Raw genomic sequence first — 17,543 nt, 5'->3', positions numbered from 1 at the left:
CTCGTTTTGTTGCACGGTCCTTCCTCCAATTTTGCTAGGATAATGAAAATCATTCTCATGTTACTTACAGTTTATGCAACAATGAGGTGAATTTCAAGCCAAAGCTTGGTCATTCCTTAAAAAAAGTACCGTTATCTGTGACAACGATGTTAAGATGATTCTTTTTACAATAAACGTTTGTTTTGATTTCTAAAGCGTTTACTTTTATAGTTTATACAAAAGCAACCATTCATAAGGAGTGAAGATGATGAAAAAACCTGATGTATTTCTCGCCCATTCTGTTCCTGACCGCGTATTACGCTATCTTGATGAACATTGCACGTACCAAATTTGGGATCAACAAAAGGATTTAAAACGAGAAGATTTAAAGGAAATTCTGAAATCAGTAGATGGTGCTCTTTTAACAGGTCATTCCGCTGATGCCGATCTTGTTAAGGAGAGCGAGCGGTTGAAAGTAATTAGTACAGCAACAGTTGGCTATGATAATTTCGATGCGCAAGGATTGGCTAGTGAAAACGTACTGTTAACCCACACACCTTACGTATTAGATGAAACGGTCGCGGATCTTCTTTTCGGTTTAATTTTGTCTGGTTCGCGAAGAATTGCTGAATTACATAGCCAGATCCAGGCAGGCAAATGGGATCAGAGCACTTCGCAAGCTTCACTTTATGGGCAAGATGTTTATGAAAAAACACTTGGTATCGTAGGAATGGGTCGTATCGGTGAAAAAATCGCACATCGGGCTAAAGAAGGCTTCGGTATGAAGGTCCTTTACCACAATCGCTCTCGCAGACCGGTAGCAGAGGAACGCTACAACGCTGAAAAAGTTGAATTAGACGATCTTCTTACCCGCTCTGATGTAGTTGTTTTAATGGTACCCCTTACGAAAGAGACAACACATCTTATTAACAAAGAAGCACTACAAAAAATGAAAAAGACAGCTTTACTTGTGAACGGTGCTCGCGGTCCTGTCATTGATGAACAAGCATTGATTGAAGCCTTGCAGAACAACGACATCTTTGGTGCAGCCTTAGATGTATTTGAAACAGAACCACTCCCTAAAGATCACCCATTTCTAACCCTTCGTAACGTCACGCTTACTCCCCATATAGGGTCTGCTACAGCTGCGACAAGAGAAGCTATGGCATTGCGTGCAATTAAAAACCTCGTTGCAGGAGCGAAAGGCGACACTCCGATGGACGTCGTAAAGCCATAGTAAAAAAAGCGGTACAAGCACGAAAAGATCTTCATGAATGAACAGAGTCATTCACGAAGATCTTTTTTGTCAGTTTTGTACAGAAACACCTTCTGTTTGAATGGTAATGGTTGAAATGTTTTCAATGACGATGTCAGCTTTTGATAAGTCCTGGTTTCCCGAGTGGGGATTAACAAAGCCAATTACATCCATCCCTGCAGCTTTTCCTGCTTGTACTCCGTGTGCTGCATCTTCTAAAACGGTGCAGTCCTGAGGCTCGACACCTAATTGTTTTGCTACTTCTAAATAAATGTCGGGAGCAGGTTTTCCCTTTGTTACTTGTTCGCCACTTAAAACAATATCAAATTGATCCTTAATGGCAAAAGCAGTCAACACTGCATCGATAAAGGCAACTGGCGAAGAAGAGCCTAAGCCAACTTTGTAGCCTTTTTTCTTTAACTGCGCTAGTAACTCTCGTATTCCTTCAATTGGTTCTATTGATGCATCGTTTAAATAGGTTAATTTTTTCTCATTTGCTTCTACTAATAACTCTTCTACATCAAATGATGCACGATGTTTTGCTTTTAAAGATGCCCACATTTCATCTGCACGAACGCCGACGTAGGATTCTAGCTCTCCCGCTTTTAACGCAATCCCTTTTTCCTTTGCAAGTTCTGATTCTACTTGGAAATGAAGAGGCTCACTATTAATAATGACGCCATCCATATCAAAAATAAACGCCTTCATTAAACAGATTCCTCCTTAAGAATGGTATACATTTCGGCAGCGACTTCTTTTTTCGTTGTATCTCTTAAGTCGTTAATTTTCACCGTCACAATCTTTTGGCCAAACCGAACAGCAAGCTCATCACCTGGCTTTACTGTGGTACCTGCTTTTGCCGTTTGTCCATTTACTGTAATACGTCCTTGATCACTAATCTCTTTTGCTAATGTTCGTCTTTTGATTAAGCGGGATACTTTTAAAAATTTGTCCAGTCTCATTGACTACCTCCATAATGGTTAGTTTTCTAGCTCTTTCGCTTCTTTCCACCATGTTTCAAGCGTATTCATATCGATTTCCTTCATCGTTTTTCCTGTTTCGTTCGCTTGGGTCTCCACATATGCAAAGCGACGCAAGAAGGTCGTGAGCGCTGTATGAAGCGATACTTCTGGTGATTGTTTAATAAAGCGACCTAAGCTGACAACAGCTAAAAGCAAATCACCGTATTCCTTTTCGTGTTCAGCAGGTCCTGCAGCCTTTATTTCTTCTAGCTCTTCTACCACTTTGTCATACACTTGTTCAATTGCCTCATATTCAAATCCTAATTTGGCGACATCCTTCTGCAAAGTCTCTGCAGCGACTAGCATGGAAGGAAACGAACTGATTTCTTGCCTCGAGTCCACATGGCCTTGCTGTTCTTTTTCTTTTTGTTTTACTTCTTGCCAGATGGAACTGACAGCCTCTGCTGTTTCTACTTGTTGATCGCCGAATACGTGTGGGTGCCTGCGAATCATTTTTTCAGTAAGGGTACCAATCACATCGGAAAGCTGAAAATACCCCGACTCTTCACCAATCTGCGCATGGAGAAGAACTTGTAATAAGACATCGCCGAGCTCTTCTGTTAACTGCTCATCATCTTCCAGGTCAATTGCTTCAAACACTTCATACGATTCTTCCAGTAAGAAACGCTTTAACGATTGGTGCGTTTGCTTTTGATCCCACGGACAACCTCCCGGCCCTCTTAATTGCGCAATGATGGTTTTTAAATAATTGAGATCCTTATAGAACAAGGTTTCATCTTTTATCGGCGGTACATAAACCGCTGTTAAATTATTTACTTCTGTATAATGATCCAACTCGTATAAAGGGACGTTTACAAGCACTTCTTCAGATGAGCCAGCAGCTGTAACGATTGTCACCTCATAATCATCTGGGTATATTTCCATTAACGTTAACTTTACGTCAGATGCAATTAGGCTATCATACACTTGCACAATGATGAGGTGGTGACGCAGCTGCACTTCCTCCTGCTTTAAGACTGTGCCATCAAGAATTTGGCACCCTTCAATAGGATCAATTCTTAAACTTGTATACATCTGATCAAGAAACGATGCGCCTCCTACAATCTCTAACTGTACGTGTTCGTCTGCAGCTGCCTGATGAAGCAACTGCACGGTTTTTTCCGCAACAAATGGGTGGCCTGGTACTGCATAAACCAAGTCTTCATTCTGAGCGCGCTCGATTAAATCCTCTACAATGGCGTCATAGACATTTTCAAATGCGTCAAATGTTTCGTAAATATGATCGTAGGATGAAAACGTCACCCCTTCTTGTTTAAGCTCTTCTACAACGGGATGATCCAACGTACGAACCCTTACACCCTTAGCTTGTTTCATTGTACGATAGATCCCAATTGGCATTTGGTCTAATCCGCCTGCTCCTAGTCCAACTACTTTAATTGTACCCATATGTCACCTCTAATTCTTCATAAACGTTCGGATAATTCGTCGTTTCACGGCAGCCAATTTAGGTGCGCTTGCCCATTCACGTAACGTAAAAACATTACTCAAACATACAGCAACACCGACAAATAAAGCCCCAATTATCGCTAAAAATATTGCTTGCAGTGCGTGTGCACTTCTTTGATACGGAGTGGAGAATATCGTCTCTACTCCTATTTTAAGTCCAAAAACAACTAGTCCCATACTTAATAAGACCACAACTAATGTAACGAATGATTGTTTCTGTATGAATATCGTTTGATCAATCTTTTTAAGTGAATATAAAACAATGATCATCATAACGGTAAACGCAACAACGTTTGCAAGTGCTGCGCCCATCGTTGATTCAAATAAATCAATAAACACGATGTTACCTGCCGTTTTCGTTATCAAACCTGCTAAAATGGCATACACAGGAATATGAATGCGGCCGTAGCCTTGAATGATTGCCGCACCTGCTAAATAGATTGAGCAGGGCAAAATGGAAAGAACAAAAAGTCGGAGTACGTTCGTACCTGCTTGGTCTGTAAAAAGCATGACGTTCAGCGAATCCATTAATAAGAATAGACCAATTGTTGCCCCGCCGCCAAGCAAAATCGCCAGCCGCATCATCACATCACGGTAACGACGTGCATCTTGGTGATGTTGCTTTGCAATGGCATTTGACAGTAGCGGAACGACTGCTAGCGCAATGGATGTAATTAAGATTGTCCCTAATTGAATCATCGGCTGTCCGCGATCGTATACACCTTTTGCTGTATAAATATTTACATCTGCTACATCCAGTACTTGAAGTCCACGAACAACAGTGAAGACATCAATAAGCTGAAACAATAATAGGATGAGAGAGTTAAGGCAAATAAATACACTTTGCTTTAAGAAACTGGCATTATGCTGAATAAACGATTTAAAGGAGCCTTTTATGTTAAATCCAATGTCACCTTTTTTTGCTAAAAGGATTAAAATTATTGTACCAATTCCGCTTCCTAATAGCGATGCATACATCGCCCCTTCGCCGACTGCATACGCATCATATCCTTGAGAAGTTAGAATAAAAGTCACAAAAAGGATCCCTAATACCCGAACCGCCTGTTCACTCAATTGTGAAAAAGCAGTTGGTGCCATGTGATTAATACCTTGTCCAGCCCCTCGAAAGACACTTAATAACGGTAGAAATAAAAAGCCAAATCCGACAAGTTGAATAACCGTATAAAGGGATTCATCCCCTATAAATAACGCAATGGATTGAGCAAAAAGTAAAAAACCGATACACAGTAGTAAGGATAGAATGAGTAAGCCCCAAAATGTATAGCTAAGTAATTCTTTTACTTCATCGTCTTTTCCTTGTGCTTTTTTTTCGGCAATTTGGCGGGATAGTACAACCGGAAAGCCGTAAAGAGCAAGAATGGTAATCATACCGAAGAATGGGTATACCTGCTGATAAACATAAAAACCCATGTCCCCAGCCATATTTTGAAAAGGGATGCGATAGATTGCACTGAATATCTTTGTCACTAATGCGGCTATCGATAAGAGGAAAGCCCCTTTTACTACTTGTGATTTTTCCAAGCACTCTTCCTCCTTTACCTCTCTAAAATATCATCATCCTCCGTAGTTGTCGAAAGAAAAAGCGATTACTTTTTAATTCTTTTTTCAGCCTATTCATACATAATCATAAATCATGGTATGATAAGAACAAAAGATATGCTATAGTAGGTGATTGCTTGAAAACAACAAATCCATGGCTAGGCATATGGATTGCGCCTCGTCAAACAATGAAAGACGCATTGAAAAGTGATATACATAAACAAGCGACTTTAATCTTATCCATCGTATTTGGAGGATTGACTGCTTTTTGGTTCTCAAGAAGCCACACACTTCTCCTTGCTTCTACAGGCGAATTCTTGCCTTTGCTCATCACCATATTCATTGGCACACTCACAGGACCCATTCTCTATTATGGTTTTAGTTTTGCATTTGGTCATGTTGGAGGTTGGTACAACGGAAACGGTGATGTGAAGGCCACACGAAAAGTGTTTGTATATGCTTTGTTTATGCCAGGAATTATTGTTGGCTTAATCAATTTATTTTTGTTTGGTCTCGCTCTACTAACACTACAAGCTCAAACGGTTTTATTACGAACAATTGTAAGCTTTGGCTCTGTAATGATCGACTTAACAGTTGCATGGGTTTTCGTTATTTTTCTAATTGCTTATTCAGAGGCACAGAAAATTAGCATTATGAAAGCTTTACTCGTTGTTGTTGCTATGATTGGATGTCTTGCAGGACTCTATATTGTCGTAGACTTCACAGCAACGCTTATTATTGGTTAACATTGAACTAGACGGAGAGGTTTGGAATGAAAAAAATTATCTTTACTGGTGGAGGATCCGCGGGGCACGTGACACCAAATTTGGCGATTATTAACGAAATGAACGCAGACGTTTGGTCCATTGCTTATATCGGTTCTTATAACGGGATTGAACGAGAACTCGTCGAAAAAAGTGGCATTCCCTACTTTGGTATCTCAAGTGGGAAATTACGTCGTTACTTTGATACAAAAAATATTACGGATCTAGCACGGATCTCAAACGGCCTTCGACAAGCCCGTAAAATTTTAAAAAAAGAAAAGCCTGATGTTGTGTTTTCAAAAGGTGGATTTGTGACAGTACCTGTCGTTATTGCTGCCTATTCTCTAGGCATCCCTGTACATTTACATGAAAGTGATTTAACTCCGGGGTTAGCAAATCGCATTGCTAAACGATTTACAAAGACCTTTTACACGTCGTTTGCAGAAACGGCAAAGCATTTTCCAAGTGACGCCACCCATGTTGTTGGTTCGCCCATTCGAAAAGACCTTTTAACCGGCTCCCGCACGAAAGGACTATCGCTTACCGATTTTGTAAAACAAAAACCTGTTATGCTTGTAATGGGCGGTAGTTTGGGAGCTAAAGCGATTAACGAGGGTATTCGTCACTCTTTAGATGAACTTCTAAACACCTATCAAATCATTCATATTTGCGGGAAAGGCCATCTGGATCCCGAGTTAGATGGGAAACGCGGCTATAAGCAGTATGAATATGTACATGAAGAACTTCCGCATCTTATGCAAGCGGCAGACCTTGTTGTAACACGCGGTGGGTCAAATGCAATTTTTGAATTTCTTGCCTTGCAAATTCCAATGCTCATTATCCCACTTTCGAGACAAAGTAGTCGTGGGGACCAAATATTAAACGCGCAAACCTTTGTAAAAAATGGCTATGCGCATATGCTTGAGGAAGAAGCTATAAAAGACGACAGCCTCGTAAAAGAAATTCATGCTCTCTATGCCAATCGTGAACCGATCTTAACAACGATGCAGCAAAGCGAGGCTACTCGCGCAGTACAACTTATTACAGACAATCTAAATAACGTATAACGTGCATGGATGTGCAGCTATACAAAAATAAGCTATCGGCAGTACGTGCCGGTAGCTTATTGTTTGTTCACGTCTTTTAAATAAACGTAACACCGATGGCGAATACGATAATGAGCATAAAGACGATTAATACTACTGTTAGAATCGCTGTAAAGATAATGTAGACGAGAAGTGATTTCCAAGCTGAAAATCCGTGAGCTTCTCCAAGACCGTGCAGCATGATCACAAATTGCCAAATAAATAAGGTAATCATTATTAATGCCGCAATTAAAAGAGCCCACTCCTGCATGGCAGATAGTTCGACTGTATACGTTGATGTAGCAGATAAGAAGTAGCTTTCCCCGATAATAATAATAAACGGTAAAAGGATAAGTCCAATTAGAATTTGTGGTAAAACTTGCGTATACATCACCGCAACACGGACTTCAGACAACGCACCTCTTCCACCAACCCAGCTTCCAAACCACTTAAAAAGCAGCGGCATTAGAAAAACCGACAGTACAGCTGTTAAAACAGCACCCAGAAAGACAGATAGGATAAAAAATGTTGTGGTCATTGGTTCTTCTGTCTCAAGAGAGCTTGTTATGGAAAATAGCCCTGATATATAAGCTAAAAGCAAATACTTTCCATACGGTTGTACAGCCGCCTCTTGCTCAATTTTTCTTTTTACGACCCCTCGTGGATTTATCCACACGTTAAAAAATGAATTCATATGTACCTCCTTTCATACTTTTAGTGTAGCTTCTTTAAGTATATGAAGCAAAATAAAAACAGATGAGCGTGGATACTCATCTGTTTTTATTTTATTATTGTTCCATCTGTCGAGCTAGAAAACCCGCTGCCGTTTCAGCCATTTTTTGTTCCAATTTTCCTGACAACGGTTCTGATTTTGAAATAATGACAACCGCACCTATCGGATCGCCACTTGCAATAATTGGCGCAGCGACATAACCTTTAAAATCATCTTTATGGTCACCAACAATGTTATATTCGCCAGCATTCGCTTCCATATAAGATTTACGGTTTCCCATTGCTGATTCAACAGCCTCGCCTACCGCTTTATTGGCGTATTCTTTTTTTGATGCACCTGCCACCGCAATATATGTATCACGATCAGAAATTAAAACGTAGTGATTTAAGCTATCGTATAATGCCTCAGCGTATTCCTTTGCAAAATCGCCTAGTTCAGAAATTGGAGAGTATTTCTTTAAGATTACTTCCCCTTCACGATCGACAAAGATTTCTAAAGGATCCCCTTCACGAATTCTTAATGTTCGTCTTATTTCTTTTGGGATAACGACCCTGCCTAAATCATCAATACGTCGAACGATACCAGTTGCTTTCATAAATAAAGCCTCGCTTTCTAAGGTGTAAAATCAAATCATTTAGGAAGAATACAATTTGTTATAACTGTAGTATCCTTCCTTTTTTAAGAACTATTCACCAATAGATGAAATATCTTAAAGATTTGATTCTTCAACCTCAGCTAACGGTCATTTGGTCTTGCGTTAAATAAGATCGATGCACCGCTTGTAGTACTTCATACGTCACATCCAGTATTTGTTCAGGTAACATACTCTTTGTTTTAATCGTAATTTTTAATTGATCCCCTTGTGTTCCAACCGTCACAAAGCGACCGATGGCGCGAGCAGCTTCCATAAATGAGGCAATCTTTATTGATTGAGTGGTTTCAGCAGACAATAGTATCGTAATCGTGTCTTTTGCTTCCGCTACTTTTTCTACTTTATAGCGATCAGCTAAGTGCTTTATTTTCGTTAAACTTAACAAGTAATCCACTTGTTTTGGGTATTCACCAAAACGATCAATTAATTCATCTTGTAAATCTGCGAGCTCATCAATGGTTTCTATGCCTTTAAATCGTTTGTACATTTCAATTTTTTGTTTTGCATCTGGAATGTAGCGTTCTGGAATATAAGCATCCACACTAATTGCAAGTTCAGATTGGAACCGCTCTTGTTTTGGAACATTACCTTTCCGTTCATCAATGGCATCTTTTAGCATTTGCGAGTAAAGGTCAAACCCAACAGAATCAATAAATCCATGCTGCTGAGAGCCTAAAAGATTACCTGCTCCTCTAATTGTTAAATCACGCATCGCAATTTTAAAACCTGAACCAAGTTCTGTAAACTCTTTAATTGATTGAAGCCTACGTTCTGCTACTTCCGTTAATACTTTGTCTTGCTGGTAAGTAAAGTAGGAATAAGCAACTCGATTTGAACGTCCTACACGCCCGCGAATTTGATAAAGCTGCGATAATCCCATCTTGTCTGCATTGCTTACAATTAACGTGTTTACGTTTGGAATATCGACACCTGTTTCAATGATTGTCGTGGTCACGAGCACATCGCTCTCACCCTCTAAGAAACTTAAAATAATGGATTCTAGTTCCCGCTCATTCATTTGACCATGGGCATACGCCACTTTTGCATCAGGTACAAGCATTGAGATTTGCTCAGTCATTCGCTCAATGTCTTCCACACGATTGTATAAGACGTACACTTGACCTCCACGAGTCATTTCTCGCTCAATTGCCTCTCGTACAATCGATGGATTGTATTCCACCACATACGTCTGCACAGGGAAACGATTTTCTGGAGGCGTTTCAATAATAGACAAGTCCCGAACACCGAGCATCGACATGTGCAACGTTCTTGGAATTGGTGTAGCCGTTAACGTTAGAACATCAATATTTGACTTCAATTGCTTAATTTTCTCTTTATGTGTTACACCAAACCGCTGTTCTTCATCCACAATCAGTAACCCTAGCTCTTTGAAAACGAGATCTTTAGATAACAAGCGATGGGTTCCGACGACCAAATCAACAGAACCTGCTTTGAGTCCTTTTAATACTTCGTTTTGCTCTTTTCTAGACCGGAATCGGCTCAAAACTCCTACTGTAATTGGAAATTCAGAAAACCGCTCTGAAATGGTTTCAAAATGCTGCTGGGCTAAAATCGTAGTGGGCACAAGAATGGCAACCTGTTTCCCATCCATAATTGCTTTAAATGCAGCTCGAATTGCTACTTCAGTCTTTCCATAACCTACATCACCACATAACAAACGATCCATCGGTCGTTGTTTTTCCATATCTTCTTTAATTTCAACAATGGCCCGCGCCTGGTCTTCTGTTTCTTGATAAGGAAACGAAGCTTCAAAATCCGCTTGCTCAGGCCCATCTTCAGAAAATTTGTGGCCAACACTTGCTTCACGCTCTGCATAAAGTTTAATTAAGTCATCCGCAATATCTTCGACTGATGACTTCACTTTACTCTTTACTTTTTTCCAATCGTTGCCCCCAAGTGCATAAATTTTAGGATCTTTTTCTTCTGACCCTACGTATTTTTGTACTTGATCAATTTGTTCAACTGGAACATACAGCTTGTCATTCCCTGCATAGCGTAAGTTTAAATAATCTTTATGAACCCCATTAATCTCGAGTGTCTCTACGCCTAAATACTTTCCTACACCGTGATTCACGTGTACGATGAGATCGCCTACAGCAAGTTCAGAATAGCTTTTAATTCGCTCTGCATTAGACATCGTTTGACGACGTTTCGGCTTTCTTGCTTGTTTGGCAAACACTTCTTCCTCAGTAATGACAACAAGCTTTTCTTCCGGTAATTCAAAACCAGCGTGTAAATGACCGGTGAAAATTTGTACAGTGCTTTTCGTTAACGCTGTTTTTCCTTCAATGACGTGGGCATCAATGTTTTCGTCGGATAGATTTAAAGATAAGCGTTTGGCTCGATCTTCAGTTCCTGCAATAAACAAAATCGTATATTGATTGGACAACCATCGATTAATTTCAGACGTCAGCAAATTCATTTGTCCATGAAAATTCTGCATCGACTTACAAGAAACATTAATCGTTTGCTGCGGTTTCGTTCCTGGTATTTGCTTTTGAAAAAGCGATGAATAGATGATTGGCTGCGACACTTCTTGTAACCGATTAATCAATTCGAAAGACATCTCTGCCCCGTGAACAATCGCGCCTTGTTCAATCATACTCGTATGCCACTCCGCCTCTTCTTTGTAGAGATTTTCGGACATTTCTTTTACACGAGTCATTTCATCAATCCAAATAACAGCATGGTCTGACATATACGATAATAGCGTGTTTGGACTTTCATAGTAAAACGACATATATTTGTACATGCCTTCAAATGATTGGCCTTGTTTTAATTGCGCTAATTCAAACGGAATTCTCTCTTGAAGCAATTCACGTGTCTTTTTATTGGAGACTTTTTTTGTTGTGACATGTAGTTGTTCTTCCAGTACCTTTGCCGCATGACTATAATGGCTTGATGTTAAAAGAACTTCTTCAGCTGGTCCAATCTTTATGGTCTCAATGGGCCCTTCTGAACGTTGGGTTTCTAATGAAAAATAACGTAATGAGTCAATTTCTGTATCGAAGAGTTCAATTCGAATCGGATTCTCTTCCGTAAGCGGATACATGTCAATAATGCCACCACGGACACTCATATCCCCTGGCGCTGCAACCATATCAGAGCGTCTATAGCCCATGGAAACAAGACGACTAATAAATGTATCGAGCTCTTGTACATCTTTACCGACGTTTAGTTCAATTTGATGCTGTTCCCATAAAGTCTTAGGTGGCAATAATCGTCGTACACCTGCTAATGGAACCACAACAATTCCAGAAAAAGAGCCCACAAGACGATTTAACACATCAATGCGTTGCGCTTTCATTTCTGGACTAGCTACTGCTATTTCTGCAGAGATTAATTCGTTCACTGGATAAAGGAAAACTTTTTCTTCCCCTAATAAATCAACTAAATCTTCGTAAATTTTCTGTGCTTGGAATAAGTTATGGGTAACAATTAATTGGTTACGCTGTGTCTCACGGAAAAGTGATGCACTGGCAACGGTTCTCGAAGAACCGGTTAAACCTGATAAGACTTGCTCACTCTTACCGTTTTCTATTCCGTCAGCAATGGTTTGTAGTTCATTCGTTCTACTTACAAACTGTTGCAATCCTAACATTTCTTTTCCCCCTGATATCGCTAACTCATTTTGAACCGTAAAAATCGTTTTATACTAACAATTCTACGTTTGTTTTAATTGAAAAATGCCTTGGTCTTTAAGGATACCAAAGCTTTCTACCTTTACTGAATAACTTGCTGTGTCTCATGTAAAAGCGGATTTAGTTGAAAGGCTTCATGACAATCTTCACAGATTGATGCAATATGAACATCCCCTTTATTCGTAAGTCGAACAATATCCTCTTGATCACTTTCATGAAGATTGCTGATACCTAAATCATCAAATGTATAAGGCTCTTCTAACGTTGCCATCGCTTTTCGACAGTAGCTACACTTGTAATGTACGGCCATTTTCATCACTCCTTATAGACCTTTATGCTTGTCTACAGTATGATCAAAATGCGCCGACATTATCCTAACGATTAAAGACGTTCATGACTTCAATAAACGGCTTACTTAGCCAAGACTCCATTGCTTTTGCTGTTTTTTTTACAGCATCGTTCAAATGAATTTGCTCATCGCTAGATGCACGGTTTAAAACGTATTTAACAATCGGCTCTGCATTAATAGGCCGCCCAACACCGATTCGAACACGATTAAATTCCTGTGTCCCTAAATGATGGATAAGAGATTTAATCCCGTTATGTCCTCCGGCACTTCCTTTTTGACGAAGGCGAATTTTCCCTGGTGGGATATCTAAATCGTCATATAAAATAACAAGATCATGTATATCAATTTTAAAGAAATCCATAAAAGGTCTGACGCACTCGCCTGATAAATTCATATAGGTTAATGGTTTGAGCAAAAACACTTTTTCACCGTCGATAATCGCTTCACCATAAAGCCCATTGTATTTTTGTTTATTTAACGAAACGTCAAATTGCTTCGCCAACTCGTCGATGCTGTCAAAGCCAATATTATGTCGAGTATGGTCAAATTGTTTTCCAGGATTGCCTAAGCCCACAATTAACTTCATGTGTAACTCCTTTATGCTAACTTGACGAAAAAGGCATAACCCCAAAGGGTCATACCTTTCGCCAATTTTTTCTATTCTACGCGACCTGGACGATCTTTATCGTCATCTTCACGCTCTTCTGTTGCTTCAACACCAAGTGCAGTTGTACCATCTTCTTCAGTCGCTTCTGGATCTTCGTTCACTGAAGGTGCTTGTACGGTTACAACAGCTTCATCGTCTTCATTAACGATTTGAACCGGTACATTTGAACGAATTTCTTCAACTGATAGCGAATCACCAATGTTTAGATTGGAGATATCTACTGTAATGCTCTCTGGAATATCTGCTGGTAAGCAGTGAACCGTAATTTCATAAAGAAGGTGGTTTACAATTCCACCCTCGCTTGCTCCAGGTGCTTCTCCTTCTAAATGAACCGGTACATTTGCATCACGCTCTTCGTTCATATCTACTTCAAAGAAATCAATGTGAGTGTAGTGATTTTTTAGTGGATCTACTTGAACTTCTTGAACCATTACATTATGCTTTTTACCGCTTTCTAGTTCAAGGTTAAATAACCCATTTTGTCCTACTTCTCTCATTGTCTTTAAAAAAGCAACACTTTCAACTGATACAGCTTGGCTTTGAATTTTCTTGCCATATAGTACGCCTGGCACGAAGCCATCTAAGCGAATTTTTCTTGTTTCTTGTCCTGTTAAGTCTTTACGATCACGAGCTTGTAATACTGTCATCTTTCTTTCACCTCATCTTAGTTTTCCACGTCTATTAAATGTGTTCCCTTAAAGGTCAGTTTTCAAACAGAATTCCTTGTTCTTTTCGTAATTTCTCTCTAGGTGTTTATGGAATTAATCGAACAGAGTCGAAACTGAAGCATCTTCATGCACACGAATAATTGCCTCAGCCATTAATTCAGCAACTGACAACTCGGTAATATTCGCGCCTTTTTTCTCTTCCTCTAAGTCGATCGTATTCGTCACAACAAGTTCTTTAATTTTAGAGTTACGAATTCTTTCAACTGCAGGGCCAGAAAGAACAGGGTGTGTACAACAAGCATACACTTCTTTTGCTCCTTGTTCTACTAAAGCATTCGCCGCAAGTGTAATGGTTCCTGCCGTATCAATAATATCATCAATGATAATAGCAGTTTTTCCTTCAATATTCCCAACAATGTTCATGACTTCAGATACATTTGGCTTTGGTCGACGCTTGTCAATAATCGCGATTGGTGCTTTTAAGCGATCAGCCATTTTACGGGCTCTCACCACGCCACCATGGTCAGGCGACACAACGACAATATCATCTAACCCTTTTCCACCAAAATAATCAGATAGAATCGGTACACCCATTAGTTGATCAACCGGAATATCAAAGAATCCTTGAATTTGTGTAGCATGAAGATCAATTGTAAGAACACGCGTTGCACCAGCTGTTTCAAGCAGATTCGCCACAAGCTTAGCTGTAATCGGTTCTCTCGCTCTTGCTTTACGATCTTGACGCGCATATCCGTAATACGGCATAACAACATTTATCGTTCTAGCTGAAGCTCTTTTAACAGCATCAATCATAATTAAAAGTTCCATTAAGTGTTCATTTGCTGGGGCAGAGGTAGATTGAATGAGGTATACGTCACATCCGCGTATACTTTCTTCAATATTGATCTGTACTTCGCCATCACTAAAGCGCATAACGGAGTTTTTCCCTAAAGAAACACCTATATGCTGAGCGATTTCTTCAGCTAAAGCCTTGTTTGAATTAAGAGTAAAGACCTTTAAGCTTGGGTCGCTGTAATTTGCCATCTCTTGTGTTACCTCCAATAAATGTTATTAATCTTTTTTTACGTAATTTTGTTTATCTACTTGTCTCGCCCGAGCAATAGCTAATGAATAGTCATCTACACTATTCGTAATTGTAGATCCAGCCGCAATAAATGCACGCTTTCCTACCTCAACTGGTGCGACTAAGTTCGAACCAGAGCCAATAAATGCGCCATCGTGAACAATCGTTTGATGTTTATTCTTGCCGTCATAGTTCACCGTTACTACACCACAGCCTATATTTACATCTTCTCCTATAGCGGCATCGCCAATATACGTTAGATGAGAGACCTTACTTCGATCTTTAATCGCAGCTTTTTTTAACTCAACAAAGTTCCCGACTTTGACGTCTTTCCCTACAGATGATTCCGGTCGAATATGTGCGAAAGGACCAATTGATGCGCCTTCAGATACATAACTATTGTAAATATATGATGATCGGATATGAACACCTTTTTCAATGACTGAGTCATGAATTTCAGTTCCAGACTCAATGATGCAATCCTCACCTATTTTGGATGTTCCTTTGATGCTCACATTTGGATAGATTGTCGCATCTTGTGATAGCATTGCATCAGCTGATATATAAGTGGTTTCGGGATCGATAAGGGTTACACCTTCCGTCATCCAATAGTCATTTATACGCTTCTGCATATGCTTTTCAGCTTGAGCTAATGCAACCCGGTCATTTACGCCTATGGTCTCATCCAATGAAGATGCTGGGTGAGCACTCACTTTCTCTCCACTGTCCTTTAAAAGCCCTATAACATCAGGTAAATAGTATTCACCTTGCTTGTTATCGTTATTAACTTCTTTTAATGCAGCAAAAAGAGCTTGGTTGTCAAAGCAATAGATACCAGTATTTATCTCTGTAACGGCTTGCTCTTTTGCAGTAGCATCTTTTTGTTCAACAATTTTGCTTACTTCACCATGTTCATCGCGGATCATTCGACCATAACCATGAGGGTTATGAACATTCGCTGTTAAGACTGTCACTTTCGCAGCTTCCTGTTCATGAAAATCAAGAAGTTCCTGGATCGTTTGTGATGTAATCAATGGTGTGTCGCCACATAAAACAACCGTTGTACCTTGCTTCTCCTCTAACAGAGGCTCTACACATCTAACTGCATGTCCTGTGCCAAGTTGTTCTTGTTGTAAAGCAAAAGAAACATCTCCTACAATGGCTTCTTTCACTTGATCAGCCCCGTGTCCAACAACGACTGAGATGTGATCAAACCCAACTGCTTCTGCTTGATTTACAACGTGTTCCACCATGGTTTTGCCACAAACTTGGTGCAACACTTTATAAAGCTTTGATTTCATTCTTGTCCCTTGTCCAGCAGCAAGAACAATTGCATATCGTCCGCCCATAGTCCCCTCCACACTCGTTCATGTTCATCATTAAAACTATACTTGAAACGGTCAATCATTTCAACATCTCTTGTTGTCTTTACATACTTGAAAAAAAATACAAAAAAAATCAGCCTGCCTCTTTAGCTGACTGATTTGTTCTTCCTTTTATTATGAAGCACCTGCTTCTTCATAATTGTTAGCGTCATCATATTCTCCTACGCGATCGTACTCTTCTATAACAGCCACTTGAATCTTTTCTCTCGTTTTAGAGGATATCGGGTGTGCAATATCTCTAAATTCTCCGTCAGGTGTTCGCTTGCTAGGCATTGCAACGAATAGGCCGTTGTTTCCATCAATGACACGAATATCATGAACAACAAATTCATGGTCAATCGTAATTGAAGCTATTGCACGCATACGACCTTCCGTTTGCACACGCCGTAACCTTACGTCAGTAATTTCCATGGTGGTCACCTCTCTTATAGATAATCTATATAGTAGATTCTAGAGAGTCAGGTTAAATCCTTCAAAGAAATAAAGTTTTTTTATGATTTTTCAAAAAATAATAAAAGAAGTATATCGTCATTTAACTAAGACTCAAACAAGCAAGATTCTTATAACAACAAGATCGTGAAAGGCAAGTCCAGATCCCTGTCTAAAATCATCCTAGTTCCATTCACTATAGTAGAACCAAGCCAGTTTTCATGGATGTCCATGAGCACTACACCGCTTCTCCCTCAGAATTCTTCGACGATTTTAATCACATGACCTTTTTCATACAATTATCTGGACTCTATCATAAAGAACAGAGAAAAGACGAGTCATTCATTAGAATATTCGCCTTTTCAACATGTTTCTATTCTTTTGTAAAGCCTTTTTTCTTATACGAGCGCAATAACCTCTATTTCAATCAATACGTCTTTAGGGAGACGGGCTACTTCTACACACGAACGGGCTGGTTGATGTTCAGAGAAATATTCTCCATATACTTCATTGATCAATGGAAAGTCATTCATATCTTTGATGAATACGGTTGCTTTTATCACCTTATCAAGGGAAGAACCCGCTTCAGCTAAGACCGCTTTAAGGTTGCTGAAAACTTGATGCGTTTGTTCTTCTACCGAGCCATTTACAAGTTCGCCTTCTGCAGTTAACGGAATTTGTCCAGAGCTATAGAACATGTTGTTCACAATCATTCCTTGTGAATATGGACCAATTGCTTGAGGTGCTTTTGTTGTATGCACAATTTTCATATGAAAGATCCC

17 protein-coding genes are annotated in these 17,543 nt (G+C 39.7%); 3 read left to right on the top strand and 14 right to left on the bottom strand.

Features of this window, described 5'->3' with window-relative positions:
* Window positions 1-247 precede the first annotated feature (247 nt).
* Complete coding sequence (locus ABC361_RS00230) at window positions 248-1,216, top strand: 2-hydroxyacid dehydrogenase (RefSeq protein WP_413072170.1); 969 nt, start codon at window positions 248-250, stop codon at window positions 1,214-1,216.
* 69 nt (window positions 1,217-1,285) lie between these two features.
* Here the strand turns inward: ABC361_RS00230 and ABC361_RS00225 are convergent, their stop codons facing one another.
* Genes ABC361_RS00225 through ABC361_RS00210 form a run of 4 tightly spaced genes read right to left on the bottom strand, consistent with a single transcriptional unit; the run spans window position 1,286 to window position 5,265 of the window.
* Window positions 1,286-1,942, bottom strand: coding sequence for an HAD family hydrolase (locus tag ABC361_RS00225; protein ID WP_413072169.1), 657 nt, complete (start codon window positions 1,940-1,942; stop codon window positions 1,286-1,288).
* The gene (locus ABC361_RS00220) at window positions 1,942-2,196 is read right to left on the bottom strand and encodes an RNA-binding S4 domain-containing protein (protein ID WP_099305579.1); all 255 of its coding nucleotides are present in this window, start codon (window positions 2,194-2,196) and stop codon (window positions 1,942-1,944) included. Before ABC361_RS00220 ends, ABC361_RS00225 begins: the two co-directional genes overlap by 1 nt.
* A gap of 18 nt (window positions 2,197-2,214) precedes the next feature.
* On the bottom strand, window positions 2,215-3,663 hold the full coding sequence (gene yabN, locus ABC361_RS00215; RefSeq protein WP_413072168.1) for a bifunctional methyltransferase/pyrophosphohydrolase YabN: 1,449 nt from the start codon (window positions 3,661-3,663) through the stop codon (window positions 2,215-2,217).
* A 9-nt stretch (window positions 3,664-3,672) separates the two neighbouring features.
* Entirely contained in the window at window positions 3,673-5,265 is a 1,593-nt protein-coding gene (locus ABC361_RS00210) for a putative polysaccharide biosynthesis protein (protein WP_413072167.1), read from the bottom strand.
* A gap of 155 nt (window positions 5,266-5,420) precedes the next feature.
* On the opposite strand from ABC361_RS00210, the gene ABC361_RS00205 reads away from it, so the two are divergent.
* The gene (locus tag ABC361_RS00205) at window positions 5,421-6,029 is read left to right on the top strand and encodes a YIP1 family protein (RefSeq protein WP_413072166.1); all 609 of its coding nucleotides are present in this window, start codon (window positions 5,421-5,423) and stop codon (window positions 6,027-6,029) included.
* Between the two features lie 26 nt (window positions 6,030-6,055).
* The gene (gene murG, locus ABC361_RS00200) at window positions 6,056-7,114 is read left to right on the top strand and encodes an undecaprenyldiphospho-muramoylpentapeptide beta-N-acetylglucosaminyltransferase (RefSeq protein WP_413072165.1); all 1,059 of its coding nucleotides are present in this window, start codon (window positions 6,056-6,058) and stop codon (window positions 7,112-7,114) included.
* Window positions 7,115-7,190: 76 nt separating this feature from the next.
* Here murG and ABC361_RS00195 read toward each other — a convergent pair whose 3' ends face one another.
* The 10 genes from ABC361_RS00195 to ABC361_RS00150 form a co-directional block, all read right to left on the bottom strand.
* On the bottom strand, window positions 7,191-7,826 hold the full coding sequence (locus ABC361_RS00195) for a YIP1 family protein (protein ID WP_413072164.1): 636 nt from the start codon (window positions 7,824-7,826) through the stop codon (window positions 7,191-7,193).
* Window positions 7,827-7,920: 94 nt separating this feature from the next.
* Window positions 7,921-8,460, bottom strand: coding sequence for a stage V sporulation protein T (gene spoVT / locus ABC361_RS00190; RefSeq protein ID WP_099305591.1), 540 nt, complete (start codon window positions 8,458-8,460; stop codon window positions 7,921-7,923).
* Between the two features lie 136 nt (window positions 8,461-8,596).
* Complete coding sequence (gene mfd / locus ABC361_RS00185; RefSeq protein ID WP_413072163.1) at window positions 8,597-12,139, bottom strand: transcription-repair coupling factor; 3,543 nt, start codon at window positions 12,137-12,139, stop codon at window positions 8,597-8,599.
* Window positions 12,140-12,261: 122 nt separating this feature from the next.
* On the bottom strand, window positions 12,262-12,489 hold the full coding sequence (locus ABC361_RS00180) for an anti-sigma-F factor Fin (protein ID WP_413072162.1): 228 nt from the start codon (window positions 12,487-12,489) through the stop codon (window positions 12,262-12,264).
* A gap of 64 nt (window positions 12,490-12,553) precedes the next feature.
* On the bottom strand, window positions 12,554-13,114 hold the full coding sequence (gene pth, locus ABC361_RS00175) for an aminoacyl-tRNA hydrolase (RefSeq protein ID WP_413072161.1): 561 nt from the start codon (window positions 13,112-13,114) through the stop codon (window positions 12,554-12,556).
* Window positions 13,115-13,185: 71 nt separating this feature from the next.
* The gene (locus ABC361_RS00170) at window positions 13,186-13,842 is read right to left on the bottom strand and encodes a 50S ribosomal protein L25/general stress protein Ctc (RefSeq protein ID WP_413072160.1); all 657 of its coding nucleotides are present in this window, start codon (window positions 13,840-13,842) and stop codon (window positions 13,186-13,188) included.
* A gap of 114 nt (window positions 13,843-13,956) precedes the next feature.
* The gene (locus tag ABC361_RS00165; RefSeq protein ID WP_099305601.1) at window positions 13,957-14,907 is read right to left on the bottom strand and encodes a ribose-phosphate diphosphokinase; all 951 of its coding nucleotides are present in this window, start codon (window positions 14,905-14,907) and stop codon (window positions 13,957-13,959) included.
* A gap of 27 nt (window positions 14,908-14,934) precedes the next feature.
* Complete coding sequence (gene glmU / locus ABC361_RS00160; protein WP_413072159.1) at window positions 14,935-16,296, bottom strand: bifunctional UDP-N-acetylglucosamine diphosphorylase/glucosamine-1-phosphate N-acetyltransferase GlmU; 1,362 nt, start codon at window positions 16,294-16,296, stop codon at window positions 14,935-14,937.
* 150 nt (window positions 16,297-16,446) lie between these two features.
* On the bottom strand, window positions 16,447-16,743 hold the full coding sequence (spoVG, locus tag ABC361_RS00155) for a septation regulator SpoVG (protein ID WP_099305605.1): 297 nt from the start codon (window positions 16,741-16,743) through the stop codon (window positions 16,447-16,449).
* 416 nt (window positions 16,744-17,159) lie between these two features.
* Window positions 17,160-17,531 carry a RidA family protein gene (locus ABC361_RS00150; protein ID WP_413072158.1) on the bottom strand — a complete coding sequence of 124 codons (372 nt, stop codon included), beginning with the start codon at window positions 17,529-17,531 and terminating at the stop codon, window positions 17,160-17,162.
* Window positions 17,532-17,543: the final 12 nt, after the last annotated feature.

This window comes from Shouchella phoenicis, assembly GCF_047238345.1.
GTDB lineage: Bacteria > Bacillota > Bacilli > Bacillales > Bacillaceae_D > Shouchella.
This window is presented reverse-complemented; position numbering and strand designations above follow the sequence as displayed.

What these genes read in the sequence shown, in the direction of transcription:
- ABC361_RS00180 (WP_413072162.1), bottom strand. Translation starts at nt 12,489, where the DNA reads ATGGCCGTACATTACAAGTGTAGCTACTGTCGAAAAGCGATGGCAACG.
- ABC361_RS00170 (WP_413072160.1), bottom strand. Translation starts at nt 13,842, where the DNA reads ATGACAGTATTACAAGCTCGTGATCGTAAAGACTTAACAGGACAAGAA.
- ABC361_RS00150 (WP_413072158.1), bottom strand. Translation starts at nt 17,531, where the DNA reads ATGAAAATTGTGCATACAACAAAAGCACCTCAAGCAATTGGTCCATAT.
- spoVG (WP_099305605.1), bottom strand. Translation starts at nt 16,743, where the DNA reads ATGGAAATTACTGACGTAAGGTTACGGCGTGTGCAAACGGAAGGTCGT.
- glmU (WP_413072159.1), bottom strand. Translation starts at nt 16,296, where the DNA reads ATGGGCGGACGATATGCAATTGTTCTTGCTGCTGGACAAGGGACAAGA.
- yabN (WP_413072168.1), bottom strand. Translation starts at nt 3,663, where the DNA reads ATGGGTACAATTAAAGTAGTTGGACTAGGAGCAGGCGGATTAGACCAA.
- mfd (WP_413072163.1), bottom strand. Translation starts at nt 12,139, where the DNA reads ATGTTAGGATTGCAACAGTTTGTAAGTAGAACGAATGAACTACAAACC.
- spoVT (WP_099305591.1), bottom strand. Translation starts at nt 8,460, where the DNA reads ATGAAAGCAACTGGTATCGTTCGACGTATTGATGATTTAGGCAGGGTC.
- pth (WP_413072161.1), bottom strand. Translation starts at nt 13,114, where the DNA reads ATGAAGTTAATTGTGGGCTTAGGCAATCCTGGAAAACAATTTGACCAT.
- ABC361_RS00225 (WP_413072169.1), bottom strand. Translation starts at nt 1,942, where the DNA reads ATGAAGGCGTTTATTTTTGATATGGATGGCGTCATTATTAATAGTGAG.
- murG (WP_413072165.1), top strand. Translation starts at nt 6,056, where the DNA reads ATGAAAAAAATTATCTTTACTGGTGGAGGATCCGCGGGGCACGTGACA.
- ABC361_RS00220 (WP_099305579.1), bottom strand. Translation starts at nt 2,196, where the DNA reads ATGAGACTGGACAAATTTTTAAAAGTATCCCGCTTAATCAAAAGACGA.
- ABC361_RS00165 (WP_099305601.1), bottom strand. Translation starts at nt 14,907, where the DNA reads ATGGCAAATTACAGCGACCCAAGCTTAAAGGTCTTTACTCTTAATTCA.
- ABC361_RS00195 (WP_413072164.1), bottom strand. Translation starts at nt 7,826, where the DNA reads ATGAATTCATTTTTTAACGTGTGGATAAATCCACGAGGGGTCGTAAAA.
- ABC361_RS00230 (WP_413072170.1), top strand. Translation starts at nt 248, where the DNA reads ATGAAAAAACCTGATGTATTTCTCGCCCATTCTGTTCCTGACCGCGTA.